At 58.8% G+C, this 21893-nt stretch carries 21 protein-coding genes and 1 pseudogene; 19 read left to right on the forward strand and 3 right to left on the reverse strand.

Going from position 1 to position 21893, the window contains the following annotated elements:
- The first annotated feature begins 350 nt into the window (after positions 1–350).
- Positions 351–620 (forward strand): hypothetical protein, encoded by a 270-nt coding sequence (locus BLV27_RS16465; RefSeq protein WP_092647596.1) that lies wholly within the window; start codon positions 351–353, stop codon positions 618–620.
- Between the two features lie 37 nt (positions 621–657).
- Here the strand turns inward: BLV27_RS16465 and BLV27_RS16470 are convergent, their stop codons facing one another.
- Positions 658–1530: a MurR/RpiR family transcriptional regulator gene (locus tag BLV27_RS16470; protein WP_092647597.1), complete on the reverse strand. Its 873-nt coding sequence runs from the start codon at positions 1528–1530 to the stop codon at positions 658–660.
- A 105-nt stretch (positions 1531–1635) separates the two neighbouring features.
- Between BLV27_RS16470 and BLV27_RS16475 the strand changes: the two genes are divergently transcribed.
- The 11 genes from BLV27_RS16475 (at position 1636) to BLV27_RS16525 (ending at position 13381) form a co-directional block, all read left to right on the forward strand.
- Positions 1636–2409: an N-formylglutamate amidohydrolase gene (locus tag BLV27_RS16475; RefSeq protein WP_244504715.1), complete on the forward strand. Its 774-nt coding sequence runs from the start codon at positions 1636–1638 to the stop codon at positions 2407–2409.
- Positions 2406–2924: a TRAP transporter small permease subunit gene (locus BLV27_RS16480; RefSeq protein ID WP_092647628.1), complete on the forward strand. Its 519-nt coding sequence runs from the start codon at positions 2406–2408 to the stop codon at positions 2922–2924. Before BLV27_RS16475 ends, BLV27_RS16480 begins: the two co-directional genes overlap by 4 nt.
- Complete coding sequence (locus tag BLV27_RS16485) at positions 2924–4249, forward strand: TRAP transporter large permease (protein ID WP_092647599.1); 1326 nt, start codon at positions 2924–2926, stop codon at positions 4247–4249. Before BLV27_RS16480 ends, BLV27_RS16485 begins: the two co-directional genes overlap by 1 nt.
- Before the next feature lie 63 nt (positions 4250–4312).
- Entirely contained in the window at positions 4313–5350 is a 1038-nt protein-coding gene (locus BLV27_RS16490) for a TRAP transporter substrate-binding protein (RefSeq protein ID WP_092647600.1), read from the forward strand.
- Positions 5351–5422: 72 nt separating this feature from the next.
- A complete protein-coding gene (locus BLV27_RS16495; protein WP_092647601.1) occupies positions 5423–6787 on the forward strand; it encodes a glutamine synthetase family protein in 1365 nt (454 codons plus the stop codon).
- A 3-nt stretch (positions 6788–6790) separates the two neighbouring features.
- Complete coding sequence (locus BLV27_RS16500) at positions 6791–8158, forward strand: aldehyde dehydrogenase family protein (RefSeq protein ID WP_092647602.1); 1368 nt, start codon at positions 6791–6793, stop codon at positions 8156–8158.
- Between the two features lie 5 nt (positions 8159–8163).
- A complete protein-coding gene (locus BLV27_RS16505) occupies positions 8164–9309 on the forward strand; it encodes an iron-containing alcohol dehydrogenase (protein ID WP_092647603.1) in 1146 nt (381 codons plus the stop codon).
- Positions 9310–9425: 116 nt separating this feature from the next.
- Positions 9426–10487, forward strand: coding sequence for an extracellular solute-binding protein (locus tag BLV27_RS16510; RefSeq protein ID WP_092647604.1), 1062 nt, complete (start codon positions 9426–9428; stop codon positions 10485–10487).
- Between the two features lie 66 nt (positions 10488–10553).
- The gene (locus tag BLV27_RS16515; RefSeq protein WP_092647605.1) at positions 10554–11660 is read left to right on the forward strand and encodes an ABC transporter ATP-binding protein; all 1107 of its coding nucleotides are present in this window, start codon (positions 10554–10556) and stop codon (positions 11658–11660) included.
- A gap of 3 nt (positions 11661–11663) precedes the next feature.
- Positions 11664–12530, forward strand: a complete 867-nt coding sequence (locus tag BLV27_RS16520; protein WP_092647606.1) for an ABC transporter permease — start codon at positions 11664–11666, stop codon at positions 12528–12530.
- Positions 12527–13381: an ABC transporter permease gene (locus BLV27_RS16525; protein WP_092647607.1), complete on the forward strand. Its 855-nt coding sequence runs from the start codon at positions 12527–12529 to the stop codon at positions 13379–13381. The genes BLV27_RS16520 and BLV27_RS16525 overlap by 4 nt, the downstream gene beginning before the upstream one ends.
- A gap of 470 nt (positions 13382–13851) precedes the next feature.
- Here the strand turns inward: BLV27_RS16525 and BLV27_RS16530 are convergent.
- Positions 13852–14908 (reverse strand): annotated as a pseudogene (locus tag BLV27_RS16530) (integrase core domain-containing protein); the annotation flags it as partial.
- Between the two features lie 87 nt (positions 14909–14995).
- Positions 14996–15916 carry a LysR family transcriptional regulator gene (locus BLV27_RS16535; protein ID WP_244504716.1) on the reverse strand — a complete coding sequence of 307 codons (921 nt, stop codon included), beginning with the start codon at positions 15914–15916 and terminating at the stop codon, positions 14996–14998.
- A 178-nt stretch (positions 15917–16094) separates the two neighbouring features.
- On the opposite strand from BLV27_RS16535, the gene BLV27_RS16540 reads away from it, so the two are divergent.
- The 7 genes from BLV27_RS16540 to BLV27_RS16570 all read left to right on the forward strand — a co-directional run bounded on the left by BLV27_RS16540 (position 16095) and on the right by BLV27_RS16570 (position 21889).
- Positions 16095–16883 (forward strand): transporter substrate-binding domain-containing protein, encoded by a 789-nt coding sequence (locus BLV27_RS16540; RefSeq protein ID WP_244504717.1) that lies wholly within the window; start codon positions 16095–16097, stop codon positions 16881–16883.
- A gap of 218 nt (positions 16884–17101) precedes the next feature.
- On the forward strand, positions 17102–17749 hold the full coding sequence (locus BLV27_RS16545) for an amino acid ABC transporter permease (RefSeq protein ID WP_092647609.1): 648 nt from the start codon (positions 17102–17104) through the stop codon (positions 17747–17749).
- Positions 17750–17767: 18 nt separating this feature from the next.
- Positions 17768–18424 (forward strand): amino acid ABC transporter permease, encoded by a 657-nt coding sequence (locus BLV27_RS16550; protein WP_092647610.1) that lies wholly within the window; start codon positions 17768–17770, stop codon positions 18422–18424.
- 16 nt (positions 18425–18440) lie between these two features.
- On the forward strand, positions 18441–19211 hold the full coding sequence (locus tag BLV27_RS16555) for an amino acid ABC transporter ATP-binding protein (RefSeq protein WP_092647611.1): 771 nt from the start codon (positions 18441–18443) through the stop codon (positions 19209–19211).
- On the forward strand, positions 19208–20560 hold the full coding sequence (locus BLV27_RS16560) for an aminotransferase family protein (protein ID WP_092647612.1): 1353 nt from the start codon (positions 19208–19210) through the stop codon (positions 20558–20560). The genes BLV27_RS16555 and BLV27_RS16560 overlap by 4 nt, the downstream gene beginning before the upstream one ends.
- The gene (locus BLV27_RS16565; protein ID WP_092647613.1) at positions 20557–21249 is read left to right on the forward strand and encodes a CoA transferase subunit A; all 693 of its coding nucleotides are present in this window, start codon (positions 20557–20559) and stop codon (positions 21247–21249) included. Before BLV27_RS16560 ends, BLV27_RS16565 begins: the two co-directional genes overlap by 4 nt.
- Positions 21236–21889 carry a 3-oxoacid CoA-transferase subunit B gene (locus BLV27_RS16570; protein ID WP_244504718.1) on the forward strand — a complete coding sequence of 218 codons (654 nt, stop codon included), beginning with the start codon at positions 21236–21238 and terminating at the stop codon, positions 21887–21889. The genes BLV27_RS16565 and BLV27_RS16570 overlap by 14 nt, the downstream gene beginning before the upstream one ends.
- Positions 21890–21893 lie beyond the last annotated feature (4 nt).

A 21893-nucleotide genomic window follows, 5' to 3' on the forward strand; every position in this document is an offset into this window, starting at 1 on the left:
CATAATTTTTATGTGTCCGCCCAGCGAAACCGTCCGCTGGCGAAACTTTGATCACAGGGCGCTAAGTTTCCGACAGAGCCGCCTCTACGTGGGATAAGGAAAAGCCGCGCCGTCTGAGCCCGGTTCGGATTGGTATGACGGCACCATTTCCGGACCTGACCTCCGCGATCAGAACTTGAGAAATCACCAATTTTGGTATATCATCCCTCTCTGGGCATCAGGGCCTTTCGGCCTCTGTCATCCAGACACAATGCAAGAAATCTTCCCTAGACGCGCCTTTACCGCCGTCCCGTTTTCCGCGGCCCGACGGCGGCGGATTTCTTGCCTGCCTCCGCGGACGGAGATCCGATATGTCTGTAAAAACCACAACAGTTCTGTGCTTTGCGCTTCTCGTCCCCTTTTCGGTTGCGGCAGACCCCATCAACGTGATGCCAACGTCCGACTACGACGCGATGGCGGCCAAGCTTATGGGTCAAGGGTATCATGACATTCGCATCGTCGATCCGGATCGTGGCTACATGCAGGCCTATGATCGATACGGCAGCGAACTTCTGATCGTCGTGGATGCAAATAAGCGGCGCGTGGTGAGAACGAACGCGGTGCACAGTTCCGACGAGTAAAGCAGCGGATCGGGGCCGCTTATCGGGTGTTGGAACGTCACGTGAACTTTCTGAAAAGCTTCGTCTTGTCGAAGATGGCTTCCAACTCCTGCATGCGGTCCTTGGTGCTGTCCCAATGCAGCGTCTGGATCGCCGAGATCATGCTCTCGAGCAAAAGCATTGTCGTTGTCGCAGAATCCCAGGCGGACGGGACGATGATCTGGCTGGTCAGGCAGATGTCCGCCATGCGGTGCACCGGAGAGCGCCAGTGATCGGTGAATAGAACGATCCTCGCCCCACGCTCTCGGGCCAGTTGTGCGAGCTTCAGGGTGTTATTCTCATATCGCCGGACATCGAAAATCACGAAAACGTCGCCCTCGCCCGCGTTCAACAGATAGTGCGGCCACGTACTCGACGTGGATTGCACATGGGTCAGGTTCGGGCGGATGACCTGCATGTGCAGGAAGAGATATTCCGCAAGCGTATGCGTGATCCGACCACCCACGATATAAAGATGGCGGTTCTGGTCCGCGACCATGGCGCAGGCTTCGTCGAATGCGACCGGGTCAATATGGGCCATGGTATTGCGGATGTTCTCGATCACCGCCTCGGTGAACCGATTCAGGATGTGTTCGGACGGAGCCGCCCCCGTCCAAGTCTCGTGCTTGGCGATCGGCCCCTTCGCGATTGCACTCAGTTCTTCCCGCAGGTCGGCCTGAAAGTCCGCGTAGCCCTTGTAGCCAAGCTTGTTCACCATGCGCGCAACCGTCGGCACCGAAACGTCTGCCCCCTTTGCCAATGCAACAAGCGGGCCAAGCCCGGACGCGGGGTAGTTTTCAAGGATCGACAGGGCCAGTTGCCGCTCCGCACGGGTGAGATCGTCCATCCTTTCCTGGATGCGATCTGATATCGTCTGGCTTGCATCAACCATAGAGCCGCCTCGCCTTTTGGACAAAATATAACAGAACTTGAAACCCTGTTACATTTTTTTCACAATTGTGTTGACAGAAAGCTGTCCCGGCAAGACCTTTCAAGAATGAGACCTGAAATGAATCACCTGGGACCATTCGATGAGACCATCGTCGAAGTGCGCAACACAAACACGTCGTCGTCGGTTGTTTTCGTGTGCGAGCACGCAAGCGCGTATATCCCGGCAGAATTCGAAGGGCTCGGGTTGCCCGAAGACGCCCTGACAAGCCACGTGGCCTGGGATCCGGGCGCAATGGCGCTGGCCGAGCGCCTGACGGAGCGGTTCAACGGGGTACTGATCGCCGCCAGAACATCGCGGTTGGTGTACGACTGCAATCGCCCACCCGAAGTCCCCGACGCCATGCCAGCGAGAAGCGAGATCTTCGACATTCCCGGCAACGCCCACCTGACCGCCTCGGACAGGGCGGACCGCGTTCGGACCTATTACCAGCCCTTCCGCCAAGCGGTCTCAGATGCGATGTCCGCGATAAAGGACCCGGTCCTGGTCACGGTGCACAGCTTTACCCCCATTTACCATGGCAAGACACGGGACGTCGAAATCGGCGTTCTGCACGACGATGACGCGCGCCTGGCGGATGCGCTTCTTGATGTTGCTACGCGTTCCGGCAAGCATGTTGTCCGCCGGAACGAGCCCTACGGCCCCGGCGACGGGGTCACCCACACGCTTAAGGAACACGCGCTGCCGGGTGGTTACCTGAATGTCATGCTGGAGGTACGAAGCGATCTGGTCGCCACTGGGGCGGCGCAAGGTGCCATGGTCGAAACGCTTTCCGGTTGGCTTGAAGGCGCGCTTGCCGCGACACGGACGGCCCCGTGCTGACCCTCGTGCAACGCTATATCGGTTTTGTCGATGCCTTGAACTACCGTATCGGGCGGATCGTGATGTACGGAATCTTCGTCATGATGGGGATTCTGCTCTGGTCGTCGATCTCCAAGACCTTCTTTCTGCCGTCGCTCTGGACGCTGGAAGTGGCGCAGTTCGCGATGGTCGCCTATTACATGCTCGGCGGTCCTTACTCGATCCAGATGGGCTCGAACGTGCGGATGGATCTGCTTTACGGAGAGTGCTCCGACCACCGCAAGGCGCAGATTGATGCGATAACGATCCTATTCCTGATCGTCTACCTGATCTTTCTTCTGTGGGGCGGCTGGGAGAGTTTCCAATATTCGATCAGTTATGGCGGCGAGCGGAGTTCTTCGGTCTGGCGCCCCTATCTCTGGCCGATCAAGGCTATCATGCTGGTTGGTATCTTCCTCATGCTGCTACAGGCGATTTCGGAATTCTTTAAGGATATCCTGCGCATCCAAGGCCATGACATGGGGGCGAAGGTCTGATGCCCTACGAGGTCATCGCCATCCTCATGTTCTCGTCGATGATGCTCATGCTTCTGACGGGTCAGCGCGTATTCGGTGCAATCGGCTTTGTCGCCGTGGTCTCCGCCTTCTTCCTTTGGGGCGACCGGGGGGGGTACGATCTGGGCTTCGCGGCTGCGATCAAGCTGATGAAATGGTACCCGCTGCTCACGCTGCCGATGTTCATCTTCATGGGCTACGTCCTGTCGGAATCGAAGATTGCCGATGATCTCTACAAGATGTTCCATGTCTGGATGGGCGGCCTGTCCGGCGGCCTCGCGGTCGGCACCATCGGGCTGATGGTGCTGATCTCGGCGATGAACGGGCTATCGGTCGCGGGCATGGCCATCGGGGCGACCATCGCGCTCCCTGAATTGCTCAGACGCGGCTATGACAAACGCATGGTGACTGGCGTGATCCAGGCGGGATCGTCCCTCGGCATCCTCGTGCCACCATCCGTGGTTCTGGTGCTCTATGCTATGATCGCGCGGCAGCCGGTGGGCCAGTTGTGGCTGGCGGGTGTGGTTCCGGGCCTGATGATGGCGGCGATGTTCGTGGTCTACATCGTGATCCGCTGCCGCATCACCCCGTCACTCGGCCCGGTTCTTCCCAAGGAAGAGCGAGAGATCCCGATGCCCGAGAAGCTTCGGCTTCTCGGCGCGGGGCTGCTGCCGTTGTTCATCTTCTTCGCTATGATGGTACCGTTCGTGAACGGCTGGACGTCACTTGTCGAAAGCTCGGCCATCGGTGCGATTGCGGCCTTTCTGGCCGCTGTCGCGAAGGGTCGCATGACCCGCGCGGTGTTCGAGAACTCGGTGCGCAACACGCTGGGCATTTCCTGCATGTTCATGTGGATCATCCTTGCGGCGCTGGCCTTCGGCGCGGTCTTCGATGGGCTGGGCGCGGTCAAGGCCATCGAGAGTCTGTTTACCGAGAGGCTGGGCCTCAGTCCGTGGATGATCCTGATCCTGATGCAGCTCAGCTTTATCCTGATGGGCACGTTTCTGGACGACACCGCCATGCTGGTGATCGTCGCTCCGCTTTACGTACCGCTGGTGGGCGCGCTCGGGTTCGACCTTATCTGGTATGGTGTGCTTTACACGATCACCACACAGATCGCGTACATGACGCCGCCCTTCGGCTATAACCTGTTCCTGATGCGCGCGATGGCACCCCCCGAAATCACGCTGAGGGACATTTATTCGTCCATTCTGCCGTTTGTGCTTGTTATGATGGTGGCTCTGACCACGATCATGGTTTTCCCCGAAATCGCGCTTTGGTTGCCGGGGTATGTCTATGGAAATTAACCCAAATGAGATCCCGGTTACGGGACGGACATTGAAGTGAGCATCAACAGAGAGGAAAGACCCATGACAACAAGACGCAAGTTTCTGACAACCGCGGGTGTCGGCGTGGCGGCCACCTTGGCCAGCCCGGCGATCGTCAAGGCGCAGACCGCGATCAAGTGGCGTTTCCAAACCTATGCCGGTGGTGCCTTGGGCGAACATGTGACCAAGCCGGTGATCGACTACATCAATGCCAACTCCAACGGCGAGCTTGAGGTCGAGCTGTTCTACGCCGACCAGATCGTCCCCACGGGCGAGCTGTTCCAGGCGCTTCAGAGGGGCACCATCGACGGGGTTCACTCTGACGATGACTCGATGGCCTCGCCCACGCCACTACGCCAGTTCGGCGGCTATTTCCCTTTCGCAACCAAGCATATCCTCGACGTGCCGGTGCTGTTCAACCAGTATGGGCTCAAGGAAATCTGGGAAGAAGAATACGCCAAGGTCGGCGTCAAGTGGCTCTCGGCCGCGGGACAGGACCCGTGCAACTTCAACACCAAGAAGGAGATCACCTCGGTCGCCGATCTCGACGGATTGAAGCTCTACACCTTCCCGACTGCAGGCCGCTTCCTGGCCAAGTTCGGCGTCGTTCCAGTGAACATTCCCTACGAGGATGCAGAGGTCGCCGTTCAGACCGGCGAGCTTGACGGCATGGCTTGGTCGGGCATCACCGAAGACTACACCGTGGGCTGGGCAGACGTGACCGACTACTTCCTGACCAACAACATCTCGGGTGCGTGGATCGGGTCGTGGTTCGTCAACGAGGAGCGTTGGGCCGAGCTGCCTGATCACCTGAAATCGGTGGTGATGGCGGCAACCGAGGCCGGCCACACCTATCGCAACCAGTGGTACTGGGGCGGCGAGGCTGCGTTGCGCGCGAACGGCGACAAGCTGGCGCTCCGCTCGGTGCCAGCGAGCGAATGGGCCGAGGTCGAGACCGCCGCCAAGGAGTTCTGGGAGGAAGTCGCCCAGGAAGGCGAGGTGCACCAAAAGATCGTCAACATCTTCAAGGAGTACAACGGCGTCATCAACCAGGCCGGCGCTCCGTACAACTTCGAGTAAGCCCTCGAACAGAACAGACCAAAGCGCCCCCGTGAACCGGGGGCGCTTCCCTACCAGAGAGGACCGAACCCCATGGCCGCCAATCTTAGTTTCGACACCCTCAAGGAGGCCGTGGGATCCGGTGAGATCGACACGGTCCTTGTTTGCATGGTCGACATGCAAGGCCGCCTGATGGGCAAACGCTTCCACGCCGTGAATTTCGTCGAATCCTCGTTCGAGGAAACCCATTGCTGCAATTACCTGCTTGCCACCGACCTGGAGATGGCGACCCCGCCCGGCTACGCCTCGACCAGTTGGGAAGGTGGCTATGGCGACTACGTCATGGCCCCCGATCTTTCGACGCTGCGGCATGTGCCGTGGCTGGAAGGCACTGCCATGGTGCTATGCGACGTGCTTGACCACGACACGCACAAGCCGGTGCCCCATTCCCCACGCGCGGTGCTGAAGGCGCAGATCGCCCGACTGAAAGCGCTCGGTTTCGACGCGATGATGGCGACGGAGCTGGAGTTCTTCCTCTTCGAGAAGAGCTTTGACGAAATTCGCAAGGACGGTTTCCGGGATCTTGCACCGATCAGCGGCTATAATGAGGACTACCACATCCTCCAGACGACCAAGGAAGAAGGTGTAATGCGCCCCTTGCGCAATCACCTATTTGCCGCCGGGATTCCGGTCGAGAACACCAAGGGCGAGGCCGAGGCTGGTCAGGAAGAGCTGAACATCCGCTATTCCCCGGCGCTCGATTGCGCCGATTACCACACCATTGCCAAGAACGCCGTCAAAGAGATCGCCTGGCAAAAAGGCCATGCGGCAAGCTTCTTGCCCAAGTGGCACAAGGACCGGATCGGCAGTTCAAGCCATGTGCATCAATCGCTTTGGCAGGACAGCAAACCGGCGTTCTTCGATGCCGATGCCGATCTGGGCATGTCGGATCTGATGAAGCACTACATGGCCGGGCTGATCGCCTTTGCGCCCGATTACACCTATTTCCTCGCCCCCTACATTAACAGTTACAAACGCTTCTCCAAGGGCACCTTCGCGCCGACCAAGTCGGTCTGGTCCGTGGACAACCGCACGGCGGGGTTCCGGCTTTGTGGCGTTGGAACGAAGGGCGTCCGTGTCGAATGCCGTATCGGCGGGTCGGACTTGAACCCCTACCTCGCTCAGGCCGCCATGCTGGCTGCCGGGATCAAGGGGATCGAAGACAAGATGACCCTGGCCCCCGCCACGTCCGGCGATGTCTATGACGATGCAAAGGCCACGGTGATCCCAAGCACTTTGCGCGCGGCGACCGAAACCCTGCGCAACTCCACCTTCCTGCGAGAGGCGATGGGCGATGTGGTTGTCGACCACTACACCCGCGCCGCCGAGTGGGAGCAGGAAGAATTTGATCGCGTGGTGACCGATTGGGAAATCGCGCGTGGCTTTGAAAGGGCCTGACGGATGATCAGCTGTATCTCTCCCATTGACGGTTCGGTCTACGCCGAGCGCCCGACGCTTTCCATCTCCGAGGCGCAAGCCGCCGTCGCGCGCGGGAAAGCGGCCCAGGTCGCTTGGGCGGCCCGCAGCCTCGACGAACGGACCGCGCTGGTCCTTGCCGGTGTGGCAAAGGTCGGCGAGATGAACGACGAAATCGTCCCCGAACTTGCACATCAGATGGGCCGACCGATCCGGTATGGCGGCGAATTCGGCGGTTTCAATGAGCGTGCGACCTACATGGCCGAAATCGCAAAGGACGCGCTTTCCGAAGTCGTGGTGGAGGACAGCGACACCTTTCGGCGCGTGATCAAACGCGTGCCGCATGGATTGGTCCTGGTCGTGGCCCCGTGGAATTATCCCTACATGACGGCAATCAACACCGTCGCCCCTGCCCTTATCGCGGGCAACGCCGTCATGCTCAAACACGCAAGCCAGACGCCGCTTGTCGGAGAGCGTATGGCGCGCGCCTTCCATGCCGCGGGCGTGCCCGAGGAGGTGTTCCAGAACGTCTTTCTCGACCACCAGACCACGTCCGACCTGATTGCCGCGCGGTCCTTTGGCTTCGTTAATTTCACAGGCTCTGTCGGCGGTGGGCAGGTCATCGAACGCGCGGCCGCAGGAACCTTTACCGGCATCGGCCTGGAGCTTGGCGGCAAGGATCCCGGCTATGTCTGCGAAGATGCGGATATCGACGCGGCGGCGGAAACGTTGATCGACGCCGCGATGTTCAACTCCGGCCAGTGCTGCTGCGGGATCGAGCGGATTTACGTGGCCGAACGGCATTTCGACGCTTTCGTCTCCAAGGCCACCCAGATCGTGCGCGGCTACAAGCTGGGCAATCCGCTGGACCCGGAGACGACGTTGGGACCGATGGCACACAAACGCTTTGCCGACACGGTGCGCGCCCAGATCGAGGACGCACTGGCGCAGGGGGCGGTCGGGCACATCCCCACCTTTGCCGAGGACGATGGCGGCGCTTATATTTCTCCGCAGATCCTCACCAACGTCACCCACGACATGCGCGTCATGCGCGAGGAAAGTTTTGGTCCGGTTGTCGGAATCATGCCGGTGAAGGATGACGCTGAAGCGATCGCGCTGATGAATGACAGCGATTACGGCCTGACGGCGTCGATCTGGACCAATGACGCCGCGCGGGCCGAAGCGATCGCCGACCGGATCGAGACCGGTACGGTCTTCATGAACCGCGCGGATTACCTGGATCCGGGCCTGTGCTGGACCGGCTGCAAGGACACGGGTCGTGGCGGCGGCCTGTCGCTCATTGGCTTCCACAACCTGACCCGCCCGAAATCCTATCATCTGAAGAAAGCCTGACGTTTATGTCCCTCACCGCAAACTGGTCCTACCCGACCGCAATTCGCTTCGGCGCGGGGCGGATCTCGGAAATCGCCGATGCCTGCGCCAAGGCGGGGATCACCAAGCCACTGCTCATCACCGACCGCGGCCTGGCCGGCATGGAGATCACAACACGGACGCTGGACTTGCTGGAAGCCGCCGGTCTAGGGCGGGCCATCTTTGCCGATGTCGACCCCAACCCCAACGAAAAGAATGCCGAGGCGGGTGTACGGGCCTATCGGGAGGGCCGGCACGACGGCGTCGTGGCCTTCGGGGGCGGCTCGGGCCTCGATCTTGGCAAGTTGGTGGCGTTCCTTGCTGGCCAAACGCGTCCACTTTGGGATTTCGAGGATATCGGCGACTGGTGGACCCGTGCCGATGCCGACGCCATTGCCCCCATCGTCGCCGTGCCCACCACCGCCGGGACCGGGTCGGAAGTGGGCCGCGCGAGCGTCATCACCAATTCGGAAACCGAAGAGAAAAAGATCATCTTCCACCCGAAATTCCTGCCCACGGTCGTGATTTGCGACCCGGAACTAACCGTCGGCATGCCGAAATTCATCACGGCTGGAACAGGTCTTGATGCCTTTGCCCACTGCGTCGAGGCCTACTCCTCACCGCACTATCACCCCATGTCGCAGGGCATCGCGCTGGAGGGGATGCGGCTGGTCAAGGAATACCTGCCGCGCGCCTATGCGGACGGCTCCGATATTGAGGCGCGCGCGCAGATGATGTCGGCGGCGGCAATGGGGGCCACGGCGTTTCAAAAGGGGCTGGGTGCCATCCACGCCCTGTCACATCCCATCGGTGCCATCTACCACATGCACCACGGGACGACGAACGCGGTTTGCATGCCCGCCGTCCTGCAGTTCAATCGCTCGGCCATTTCGGAGCGCTTCGACAAGGCCGCCGCGTACCTGGGGGTCGCGGGCGGGTTCGATGGGTTTTGCGCCTATGTGGACGATTTGAATACCAGCATGGGCATCCCCAAGACCCTGACCGGCCTGGGGGTTTCAAACCTCGATATCGATCGTATTGTGACCGGCGCGCTGGCCGATCCCAGCACCGGGGGAAACCCGGTCGAGATGACCCACGACAACACGCGGGAGCTGCTGATGAAAATCGCGTGACCACGCGGGAGGCGCGCCGCCTCTATAGATAAAAATCGGCGTGTTTGACTTAATAGTTTTACGAATCGCGGATCATGATGAGTCCGCGAAATAATCCAACAGAGGTGGACAAACCAATGAAACTCGCTCTCTTTTCGACAGCTCTGGTCGCAACCGCGTTGAGTGCGCAGGTGGCCAGCGCCGAAACGCTCCGGCTTCTGACGTGGGGTGGCTACGCCCCAGATGATGTAATCGCGCTTTTCGAAGCCGAAACCGGCCACACCGTCGAAGTCACGACCTCGAACAACGAGGAAATGATCGCTAAACTGCGGGCCACGAATGGCGGCGGTTTCGACCTGGCCCAGCCGAGCCAGGACCGGATCACCAGCGCGCAGGAAGAATTCGGTATCTACAAGCCGATCGACATGGCGCGCGTCAATTCCGAGCTGTTCATTCCATCGATGCTGGCCGCCACGGCGGGCAACACCACCTATAACGGCGAGGTCTTTGGCCTGCCACATGTCTGGGGAACCAGTGGTCTTGTGGTCAACACCGCGATGGCGGCAGATGTTAAGGACTATACCGATCTCTGCGACGCGTCGGTTGCGGGCAAGGTCTCGTATCGCCTCAAGCGCCCGACTCTGATCGGCTTCGCCTATTCGATGGGTCTGGACCCCTTCGCGGCCTATGGTGACACGGCAGCGTACCAGGAAATTCTCGATCAGGTCGAAGCGGAACTGACCGCATGCAAGCCCAACGTGAAGACCTACTGGGATGGCGGCGACGAGATCAAAAACCTGCTGCGTTCGGGCGAAGTCGTGGCCTCGATGGCGTGGGACACAGGCGGCTGGCAGCTGAACGCCGATAATCCGGACATCACCTTCGTTGCCCCCGAGGCCGGCGCGCTAGGATGGATCGACACCTTCGTACTGCCCGCACGCGGCCGCGCGGATGATGCCGCCTATGACTGGATCAACTTCGTGATGCGCCCAGACATCGCGGCGATGATCACCAATGTCGCCGGCAACTTCACCGCAGCCGTGGACGGGGACGCGGACGTCAGCGCTGATTTGAAGGCCCGCTACCAAGGCAGCTTCGATCAGGCGGCGATCGACAACATCAAGTGGTACCCGCCGGTTCCCGCAGGTCTTGAGGCACTGGAAGGTGCCACGCTGGACCGCATCAACGCCGCAAACTGAGCCGCTGCTGGAAACCACTGAAAAGGGCACCGCCTGGTGCCCTTTTTCTTCTGACGAGGATACATCTTGACCAGCCCTACGCCCGATCTTGTCTGCAGCGACCTGACGAAGAACTTCGACACGTTTCGCGCCGTCGATCATGTCAGCTTCGAAGTGCCGCAAGGCTCGTTCTTCTCCATCCTGGGCCCGTCCGGCTGTGGCAAGACCACACTTCTGCGCATGATCGCCGGGTTCCAGTCGCCGACCAGCGGCGATCTTCTGATCAAGGGCAAATCCATGATCGGCGTGCCGCCCAACAAGCGACCGGTTTCGATGGTCTTTCAGCATCTGGCGCTGTTTCCGACCATGAATATCGGCGACAATGTAGGGTTCGGGTTGAGACAGCGCGGGGTCGGTCGCTCCGAGATTGCCCGGCGTGTCGATGATATACTTGCCCGCGTGGGCCTGCCCGGCGTGGCGGGGCGGCGCGTAGATCAACTCTCGGGCGGGCAAAAGCAACGCGTCGCCATTGCGCGCTGCATGGTGCTGGAACCAGACGTGCTGCTCCTGGACGAACCCCTCGGGGCGCTGGACCTGAAGCTGCGCGAACACATGAAAGTCGAGCTGAAGTCGCTTCAGGTAGAGTTCAACACCACGTTCGTCTACATCACCCACGACCAGTCCGAGGCGCTTGTGATGAGCGACAACATCGCCGTGATGAACCACGGGCGCTTCGAACAGATCGGCCCACCGCACGAGGTTTACCACAACCCGGATACAGCTTTCGTTGCGGGCTTCGTCGGGGCGGCAAACAAGATCGCGGCGACGGTTGCGTCCGCAAATGGTGCCATGCTGACGCTCAGAACCAATGCCGGGGCCGAGATGAAGGTCGTTGCCGCCAATTCCGGTCTGAAAACTGGCGAGCGCGCGCAGGTCTTCCTTCGCCCCGAAGCCATCGGACTTTCCGTTTCCGTAGAAGGGCTCGGCCCTGACGAGAATATCAGCCGGGGGATTGTAACCTCGGTCCTGTTCAACGGGGCCAACAGTTCCGTCACCGTAGAAGACGCCTCTGGCCATCCGGTCAGCGTCGCACTTCCTCAGACGGGTGGCTTCGCCGAGCTGCGACCGGGAAGCGAGGTTTACACACACTGGAATCCGAAGAGAGCCCGGCTCTACCCGGCGGCGGAGGACTAAGCGATGCCCTCTGACAGCTCAAAACTCGGTTTCTACCTGCTGCTCGCGCCGATTTTCCTGTGGCTCACGGTCCTTATCATCCTGCCGCATATCGGCCTTTTCCTGGTATCGATCAGCGAAAAGATCGCGCCGCGGGAATACGAGACGGGCCTAAGGAACTATATCACCTTCTTCGAAGAGCCCCTCTACTGGCGCACCTTCGCGCGTACCGCGATCATGTCGATTCTCGCCACTGCGCTGACCCTGATCTTCGGCTTCCCCATCGCCTACTACATCGCCAAATTGACCCGTGGCCGCACGAAGACCACGCTGTTCTTGATGTGCATGATCCCGTTTTGGGTTTCGGAACTGGTGCGTACCTTCGGCTGGATGATCCTTCTGCGCGAAACCGGGGTGCTGTCGAGTACGCTTCAATATCTCGGCGTTGTCAGCGGCCCGGTCGAGTTTCTCTACAACGACGCCGCGATCATGCTGGGGCTGGTCTACACGTCGATCCTGTTCATGGTCGTCCCGCTGGTCACGACGCTCGACAGCCTCGACGACAGCCTGATCGAGGCGGGCTACGATCTGGGCGGGACCAGCACGTCGATAATGCGCGAGATCGTCATTCCGCACGCCATGCCGGGCATTGTGTCTGGTTGCATCGTCGTCTTCATGCTGTCGCTTGGCAACTACCTCACGCCAATACTTCTGGGCGGCAAGGACAGCCTGTGGTTCACAGGGATGATTTATACGCAGTTCATAACGCGCTTTAATTGGGAGCTGGGGTCGGCGTTGGGCTTCCTGCTGCTTGCCCTGTCCTCGACAGTTGTTTTCGTTGGCCTCAAGCTTTCTCGGCAATCGCTTGCCGAAACTATGGGGCGCTCATGATACCCACTGTCCCGCAGCCCGTCTTCGCCAAGTGGTGCTACCGCGCCTATGTGACGGTGTTCTTTCTCTATCTCGCCCTGCCGCTCACGGTGGTCTGCGTCTTTGCCTTCAATGACAGCGTCTTCCCGTCCCTGCCTTGGGAAGGCTTCACGATGGCGTGGTTCTTCGGCAAAGAAGCGCCTTTTATCGGCGTCTTCAACGAGCGCTCGATCCTGCGCGCAATCGGAACGTCAGCATTTGTCGCGGGCTGGGTGTCGGCGCTGGCGGTCTTCGTCGGGACCTGCAACGCGTTCCTGTTCGTCCGGCACGATTTCCGCGGCAAGTCGGTACTTTACATGTTGATGCTGCTGCCACTGATCATTCCAGGCGTTATCCTAGGCATCTCGATCTTGGTATTCTCCAGCGCCATCGCGAACACGCTGGAGGACGCGACCGGCCTATGGTTCGACGGACTTCGTCCCGGACTAATCCTTGTAATCTTGGGCCAATTTTCGTTCATCACGACATTTGCGACTCTCGTGATCGCAGCGCGTCTGCAAAAGTTCGACCCCAGCCTTGAGGAGGCCGCACTCAACCTCGGGGCGACCAAACTGGGCGCGATCCGTCAGATAACCCTGCCGTTCCTGATGCCTGCCATTCTGGCCTCGGCGGTCGTGTCGGTCCTCATGAGTTTCGAAAATTTCAACACGACGCTGATGCTGGTCGGCTCGGATTCTCCGCTGACGATCACGATGTTCGACAAGCTCAAGCAGGGCTCCACGCCGGTTCTCAACGCGGTATCGCTTTTGCTGATAATGGCGTCGGCCGTCCTCGGGCTGATCTCGCTTCTTTTTCAGAAGCGTAAGGCCTGATGCGCATGCCCACGGATATCTAATCAGAAGAGTTAGCCATTCTGATCGCAATATGCCCCACCCGAGTTGATCAGCCTTCCGGCCACGATGGATTCCGCCTCCCTGACCGCATAGTATCGCTCAGGGCCTGCAATGTGGAATCCGCATCCGTGCCCGCCGTGAACTTGTTCGGTATGCGTGGCATCGTTTCGGTTCTCCATTCGCTGCGAAGATCGCCTAGACCATTCAGCCACTTGATCACTGGAAAGGGTCAGACCAACGCAGGAACAACAAAACTCTCATACCGGCGCGAAGCACAATCCCTGAAAGATGGGCGTATTTGGCGCGATAATTGCGTCGTGGACACCGCTTCAAGGATTTTCGGCCGGAGCAACCGGGACGCATTGTGCCCATCTGCCTGAGATCGATTAACCGTTCACAACGACTCTGGGTCTGATCAACCCCACCGGAGTGGTCCAGCTTGAATGTTGGTGCAGCGTTGGCCTGGGTTCCATCAAGACGATGGTTTCTGGAGCCGGTGGGCGGTAGCCCAAAGCACTATGTAGTCGTTTGATGTTGTAGTGTTTCCTTCAGCATTCGATGATGATTTGGGCTTGCTGCAGTGAGTAGAGGGCTTCGCTGTTCGGCAGCGCTTCCCTGAGCCGTGCATTGAAGCTTTCGCAGGATCCGTTCTCCCAAGGTGAGCCGGGTTCGATGGATACGGTCTTCGAGCCAACGGCCACGATCCCTTTCTTCACGGCCTCTGCAATGAACTCAGGTCCAATGTCCGACATGGCATTGCGCAGCAATGTCCCTCACGGGAGGCGGATATTGGCGGGCACACGACGGAGGATGAAAAGCTCTTTTAGAGTATCAATAACCTCGGTCGAGTTCAATTTCCGGTTCACCCAGATCGCTAGGCAGTCCCGGGTATGGTCGTCCAGAATGTTCAACGTTCGGAACGCTTTCCCATCATCGGTACGATGATGCACGACGTCACAGGACCAGACGTGGTTCCTGCACTCCGGTCGCAGCAGGACACACGATCCGTCCGTTGAGCCAGAGGAGGCCTTTCTTCGGTTGCTTGATTGGGACCTTCAGCACCTCGCGTCGCCACAGCCGCGCGACCGCTGCCCGTCAAGCGCTTGCGAAGCGATCTGCCGAGAAACGCGTTGTCGTTCACCTGCCAGCCTGCATCTCCTGACAGAGCTGCAATCCGGCGATACCCGTATCTGCCAAACTGGCGGGTCAGCTCGATCATGCCTGCGACCAGTCGATCTTCGTCAGCCTGGCCTACCGGCAAACGGCTTTGCGTGGATTGGCGCTGTCCTGAGATCCGGCGCACCCGTCGTTCAGAGACCTACGTCTGACTGGGAATGTGGTCGATGCAAGCCCCCGTCTTGGCAGACTACTTCGCCATCGTGTGCCCGGGCAATAGACGACGCGAGGGGCTCAGATGTTCCCCCGTGCGGCCTCCGACAGAACGAGCTTGTCCAATGTCAGGTCTGAAACAGCCCGACGAAGCTGACCCTTCTCCCTCCGAACCCGTGGGGTGAATCCGCCCGGGGAACGGGGAGCCTGGGCATGAAACGATTTGTGCCTCAGAGCAAAACAGATCGACTGGCGGCACCCAGTTCAAGGTTCTTCATTTCCATATGTCCGTTCAATTATCCCAATGGTCGCCAATTCCGCCTCGATTGCCGAAAGGAAGGCAGCTTCCACTTCGGACTTCCGTCTCGCTGGATTACTGACGAGATGGATACTGACTTTTGGAAGGTTATCATAAGGTGGGAGTTGCCGAATGCGACCGGCAGCCACGTCCCGTTGGGCCACGTGCAGCGGCAAGGCTCCGATCCCGATATCCGCCATAATCATCCGCCGGATTTCATTCAGGCTTGATGAGACCCCACGCCAGTTGCGCGACAGGTTCAGGCGGGACCTCAATCTGGAGACGACTTCCAGAGGGCCACCTTCGGCCTCGGTCTGGAAAGCAACGAACGGTTCGCCATCAAGATCCGCAGGCACAATGCTTTCAGCGGCGAAGAGACGGTGACGCGGCCCGCAAAAAAGCCCGAAGAATTCATCGTACAAAATTAATGTGTTCAAAGCCTTGGGATGCATCGACAGCAGGCAAATGCCGAAGCTTGCCCGATTCAACGTAACCATCTCTACGACCTCATCACTCTCTAGAACCGAAAAAGAATAGGTCACGTCCGGATGGGCGTTTGAAAATCGGTTCAGGAACGCGTCGAAATGCTCCGAGACCACCGAGCTGGTGATCGCAATCGACAGGTGACCGCGCAGCTCGGCGTTGTTTTCGTCAAGGATGGCGGGCAGTTGGGACACGGTGCCGAAAATTGTGGCGCATTCCGTATAAAGAACCTGCCCCGCACGGGTGATGGTGAATTCATTCGGTTTGCGGATGATCAACGTCTTGCCGACCGCCTGCTCCAGTCGTTTGAGGGCCGCCGAAATCGTGGGTTGTTTTAGGCCCATGGATGCGGCCGCCTTGGATATACCCCGCTTTTCCACCACCACCATGAAGGTGCGGAGCAAATTCCAGTCCAGGTTCCAAGGGAAACGGCTGCGTTCGGGAGGGGGCATAGATTTTATCTATATTGATGATCCTTGTTATTTATTTGCGCGATGATGATGGTCATGCAAGTCTTTTCCGCAGAGCGGGGGCAATCCGCCAAAGATGCACGGGCGTCACGCCCGTCCGGATTAAGCCAACATGGAGACCCAAATGTTTATTCGCCGTACGATCCTGAAAACTGCCGTTATAGCAGCAGGTTTTACCGTCGCCGCGCTGAACGTAGCTGCCGCAGACGAACTTGAGACCCTGAAAGAAGAAGGTGTCATCCGCATCGCGATGTCCGGTGCCTATCCGCCGTTCAACTTTGTGAACGACGAGAATCAGGTTGTAGGGTTCGACCCGTCAATCGGTGCGGAAATGGCCGAACGTATGGGGCTTGAGGTTGAAATCGTCACCACAGCATGGGACGGGATCATCGGCGGTCTCTTGGCTAACAAATATGACGCCATCGTCGGCTCTATGACCATCACCGCCGAGCGTGACGAAGTCGTTGATTTCGTCGGCCCCTATTACTCCGACAAGCGCGCCATCTTTACGAAGCCGGGTTCCGGCATCAGCAGCCTCGAAGACCTCGAAGGCAAGCGCGTTGGCCTGACGCTCGGCGAAACCCATGAGGATTGGGCGCGTGAGCGAGGTTATGACATCAGCACCTACAAGGGCCTGCCCGAACTGCTGCTTGAGCTGGAGAATGGCCGTGTCGATGCCATCGTGAATGACTCCATCGCCGCCATTCTTGCCATGACTGCAAAGGGGCAGGAATACGAGATGTTCGCAGATCCGACCACCGAACCATTTGGTGCCGGGATCGCCATTCGCGAGGGCAACCCGGAGTTGGCTGCGGAAATGCAGGCAGCGCTGGATTCCATGATGGAAGACGGCACGTATCTCGCAATCGCCGAAGAGTGGGTGGGTGCCGATATCCGCTAGTCATCTCCCCCGTCGCCCATGAAGCGGCGGGGGGCAGTACCGATTGCGGGACGCGTCCGGCAGGTATTTGCATGACCAGGCATTCGCCAACAAGCGCGTGGCGCAAGAAAACCGACTGAGAGCAGACCCTTAATGCCTTTTCTTAGGCATGACGAAACCGCAGCACCAACTGGCGCGCGATCACCATACTTCAATCGGCGCAATCCAGGGAGCGCGATATGGACATTGAACTAATGCTCAAGGTCTATCCGTTCTTTCTCGAGGCGGCATGGGTGACAATTTTGCTTTCGGTTCTGACCGCAATACTCGGACTGACTTGCGGAGCACTCGGGGCGGCGGCGCGGCTATCGCGATTTGCTGTACTTCGCTTTCTGGGCGCGGCGTATGTGAGCGTGTTTCGGGGCACGCCGGCGCTGATCCAGCTGTTTATACTGTACTTCGGCGGGCCACAGATCGGGATCCAGCTTGACGCGTTCGAGGCGGGTGTCATCGGGTTGGGCATAAACGCCGGAGCCTACATGACAGAAACGATCCGCGGGGCGATCATCTCAATCGACAAGGGCCAGCGCGAGGCCGCCCGCACCCTGGGCCTGAGCCAATGGCAAACCATGTACAAGACCATCCTGCCGCAGGCCGCCAGGCTCATGGTGCGCCCGCTTGGGGTGAACCTGAACATGCTGATCAAGGCGACGGCGCTCGTGGCTGCTATCTCGGTCGTTGAACTCACTTATACGGCGCAGCGCTACATTGGCTCGACCTACAAGCCCTTCGAGATGTTTCTGCTCGCTGGCATTCTTTACATGATCATCATCTATTTGACCGGGCGGGGCGTTACCTGGCTGGACCGTAAAGTCCAGATCACCTGATCGGGAAGGAAGAGAATAATGAGCCTCGATTTTTCAGTCGTTCCCGGATATCTGGATGTCCTGCTGTTGGGCTGTGCTTGGACGATCGCCATCACGACGGCTGCTGCGGTGCTGAGCTTTTTTGGCGGTATCGTGTTCGCAGTAATCGCGCTTTATGGGCCTTGGATCATAAGGCAGCCGTTCCGTTTGATCGCATGGGTGTTTATGGGCACACCTTTGCTCTTGCAGCTATTCCTGATCTATTTTGGCTTGGTGCAAATCGGAATCGACCTGCCAGCGTTCGTCGCGGGGATCATCGGGCTAGGGCTACATTTCGCGGTCTATAACTCTGAGTTGATCCAGACCGCGATCCTGTCTGTGGACAAGGGTCAGATGGAAGCCGCACGCACCGTGGGGCTCAGCCGCAGCCAAGCGCTTCGCAAAGTGGTGATTCCACAGGCGGTGCGCGATGTCATCCCGCCAATCGGCAACAATATGATCGCCCTTCTCAAGGACAGCGCCCTCGTGTCTGTCATCGGGGTAAGCGAACTGACTCTGTCCGCGCAGCGGGTTATCGGCCGAACATATCGCCCATTCGAATTCTACCTTATGGCCGCCGCCTTCTACTACGTAATCAATTTGGGCATGGAGTGGGTGCAGCGTAAAATCGAACGCCGCATTTCAATTTCGCGCTGATCTGAAAGGACCGAATATGACCGATCAGAAAGACTTCGTTCAAATTCGCCACGCACAGAAATCGTTTGGCCCGGTCGAGGTCCTCAAGGATATCAGTCTGACCGTCGAACGCGGGCAGATTGTGGCGATAATCGGTCCATCAGGTTCGGGAAAATCCACCCTTCTGCGGGCGATTAATGATCTTGATCCGCTAACCGGAGGCGATATCTGGCTCGACGGGGTGCAGGTAAACAAGACCCTGCCGCACCGGCAATATGAAAAGCACATCAACGAAATGCGCCAACAGATTGGCATGGTGTTTCAGCATTTCAATCTATTCCCGCATATGACCGCCCGCGAAAATGTCGCCATGGCACCCAAGATGCTCAAGGGTCTTTCCAAGGAGGAAGCGGACAAGCTGGTCGAGGAACAACTCGACAAGGTCGGGATGCTGGAGCGGATCGACTACTACCCCTCGCAGCTTTCCGGTGGTCAGAAACAGCGCGTGGCGATTGCGCGCGCCCTCGCAATGAAGCCCAAGTTGATGCTCTTTGACGAGGCCACATCAGCCCTCGATCCCGAGTTGGTGGACGAGGTCAATCAGGTCATGAAGAAGTTGGCCGAGGAGCACATGACCATGATCATAGTCACCCATGAAATGGACTTTGCTGCATCGGTTTGTGATCGCGTTTTGTTCATGGATCAGGGCGTGGTGGTCGAAGAAGGCCCGCCGCAGGTTGTATTCAAAAACCCAAGCCAGGAAAGAACCCGCGCATTCCTGCGCAAACATCTGGCAGGTGCCAAGTGACCAGCGCGCCCTCCTATCTTTTCTATCAGTCCCGAAACCCGCGCCCGTTTCTTGACCGGGGCGAGGGGATTTATTTGTTCGATGAGGACGGCAAGCGGTATATTGACGGCTCCTCGGGGGCGATGGTGTCAAATATCGGCCATTCCAATCAGCGCGTTCTCGCCAAGATCAAGGCCCAAATGGACAAGGCCACATTCGGTTATCGTCTGCATTTCCGCACCCATCCGTCCGAGGATCTGGCAGCAAAAACCGTTGCAATGACGCCCGACGGTCTGGACCGCGTCTTCTTTGTGTCGGGCGGGTCCGAGGCGGTTGAAAGCGCCGTGAAGCTGGCCCGTCAATATGCGATCACCCAAGGTCAGGGGGAGCGGTACAAGGTCATTTCGCGCTTTCCATCCTATCATGGCTGCACCTTGGGCGCGCTCGACCTTACGGGATATGCCCCGTTACGCGAACCCTTTTCCCCCATGATGCGCGGTATGCCCAAGATCGGCGCGCCAGCCACCTATTTGGACCGGAGCAACCTGAGCGAGGAGCAACTCGGTCTGAAATATGCCGAACTGCTGCGCGACAGGATCTTGGAAGAAGGTCCCCAGAGTGTTCTGGCTTTTGTCATGGAACCTGTTGGCGGGGCCTCTACCGGCGCTTTGGTCGCGCCAGACAGCTATTACGGCCGCGTGCGTGAAATCTGTGACGAATTCGGCGTGCTGCTTATCTATGACGAGGTGATGACGGGTGCGGGACGCACCGGCAAATTCCTTGCCGCCGAGCACTGGGGCATCACACCGGACATTGTTGCGATGTCCAAGGGCTTTGGCGCAGGCTATGCCCCTCTTGGCGCGATCATCGCCGGGGCGCGACTGGTGGAACCAGTACTGGATGCCGGCGGGTTTCAGCACGGATTTACATATGCAGGCAATCCTTTGGCTTGCTCTGCTGGATTAGCTGTTCTGGAAGAGATGGAAGAGCAGAAACTGATCGAGAACGCCGCCCGGATGGGCGACGTATTGATGGCCGAATTACAGACGCTGATGGATCAATACCCCTTTATTGGTGATGTGCGCGGTAAGGGGCTGCTGACCGCCTTCGAATTCGTTGCGGACCGCACGACGATGGAACCTTTGAACCCAAAGCTAAACGCCTACGATCGGCTCGTCGAATTGGCTTATGCGCGCGGGTTGATCATTTACTCACGTCGTACACGGGGTGGCACTGCGGGGGATCATTTCCTCGTAGCACCGCCGTTGATCATAACCGAAGATCAAGTACACGAACTGATGGCGATCCTGCGCGACGCCCTGGATGCCTTTGCCGCCGAGGTTGGATTGCCGGTGGGGTGTGCGGCGTGAATCTTCCGAACAAGACATGCCCCATCGGAGACGCCATAAACAGGATCAAGGATGGCGATACGATCATGGTTGGGGGCTTTGGTGTGCCAGGCACCCCGATGACCTTGATCCTCGCCCTGGTCGCGCATGGCGCGCGCAATCTAACGCTTATTAAAAACGACGCAAACGAGCCGAGTATGGGCATCGACCACTTGCTGCAAAGCGGTCAGGTGTCATGTCTGATCACCACGCATTTGGGGCTGAACAGCCACGCAATCGGGCTGATGAACGCGGGGCAGCTAGAGGTCGAATTCAATCCACAGGGAATCTTGGCTGAACGTATCCGCGCTGGTGGTGCCGGAATTGGCGGAGTTCTGAGTGACATCGGAATCGGGACCGAACTGGCCAAGGGCAAACAGGTCGTTGAAATGGCCGGGGAATCCTATCTGGTGGAGCCCGCATTGCACGCCGATGTCGCCCTGATTCATGCCGACCGTGCCGATGCATACGGCAACCTCGCCTATGTCGGGACGGCGCAGAATTTCAATCCGCTGATGGCCATGGCGGCTGACTGCGTCATCGTCGAAGCGGAACGCGTTCTGCCGCTTGGCGGCCTTGCCCCGAATGACGTCCACACAGCCGGGGTCTTTGTCGATCATGTCACCGAGTTGAGTGAATTGTCCGAGGAATACGCTGTTGTCCGACGCTAAAGACCGTATGGTGGCACGCGCAGCGCGTGAAATTACACCGGGAATGGTGGTCAATCTAGGGATTGGATTGCCGACCAAGGTGGTGAACCATCTGGCTGCCGATTTCCCTGTGTGCCTGCATACCGAAAACGGCCTGACCGGCGTTGGCCCCATCCTGCCGCCCGAACAGGCGGACCGGAACCTGATTGATGCCGGCGGTGCATATGTGTCGACCGTTCCGGGGTCTGCCTTTTTCGACAGTGCCACCAGCTTTGCCATTGTGCGATCCGGTCGGCTTGATCTGACGATGTTGGGCGCGTTCGAGGTGAGCGCGATGGGCGATCTGGCCAACTGGAAGATACCCGGTAAGTTCAGCCCCGGGGCTGGCGGTGGGATCGAGCTTGCGCAAAAAGCGCGTCGCGTCGTTGTTCTGACAACGCATACCGACCGTGCGGGAAATCCCAAGCTCAAGCAGACCTGTTCCCTGCCATTGACCGCCCGAGGCTGTGTGTCGCGGATTTTTACCGACATGGCCGTGATCGACCTGACAGCTGAAGGCTTTGTTCTGCTTGAAACCGCCGAAGGTGTGTCCGCAACAGATGTGGCCGAAGCCACCGGTGCGCCTTTGGTCCTGCCCGATACACCTCCACCAACATTCTGAGGTA

It is taken from the genome of Jannaschia faecimaris (assembly GCF_900107415.1).
In the GTDB taxonomy this organism is placed as follows: Bacteria; Pseudomonadota; Alphaproteobacteria; order Rhodobacterales; family Rhodobacteraceae; genus Jannaschia; species Jannaschia faecimaris.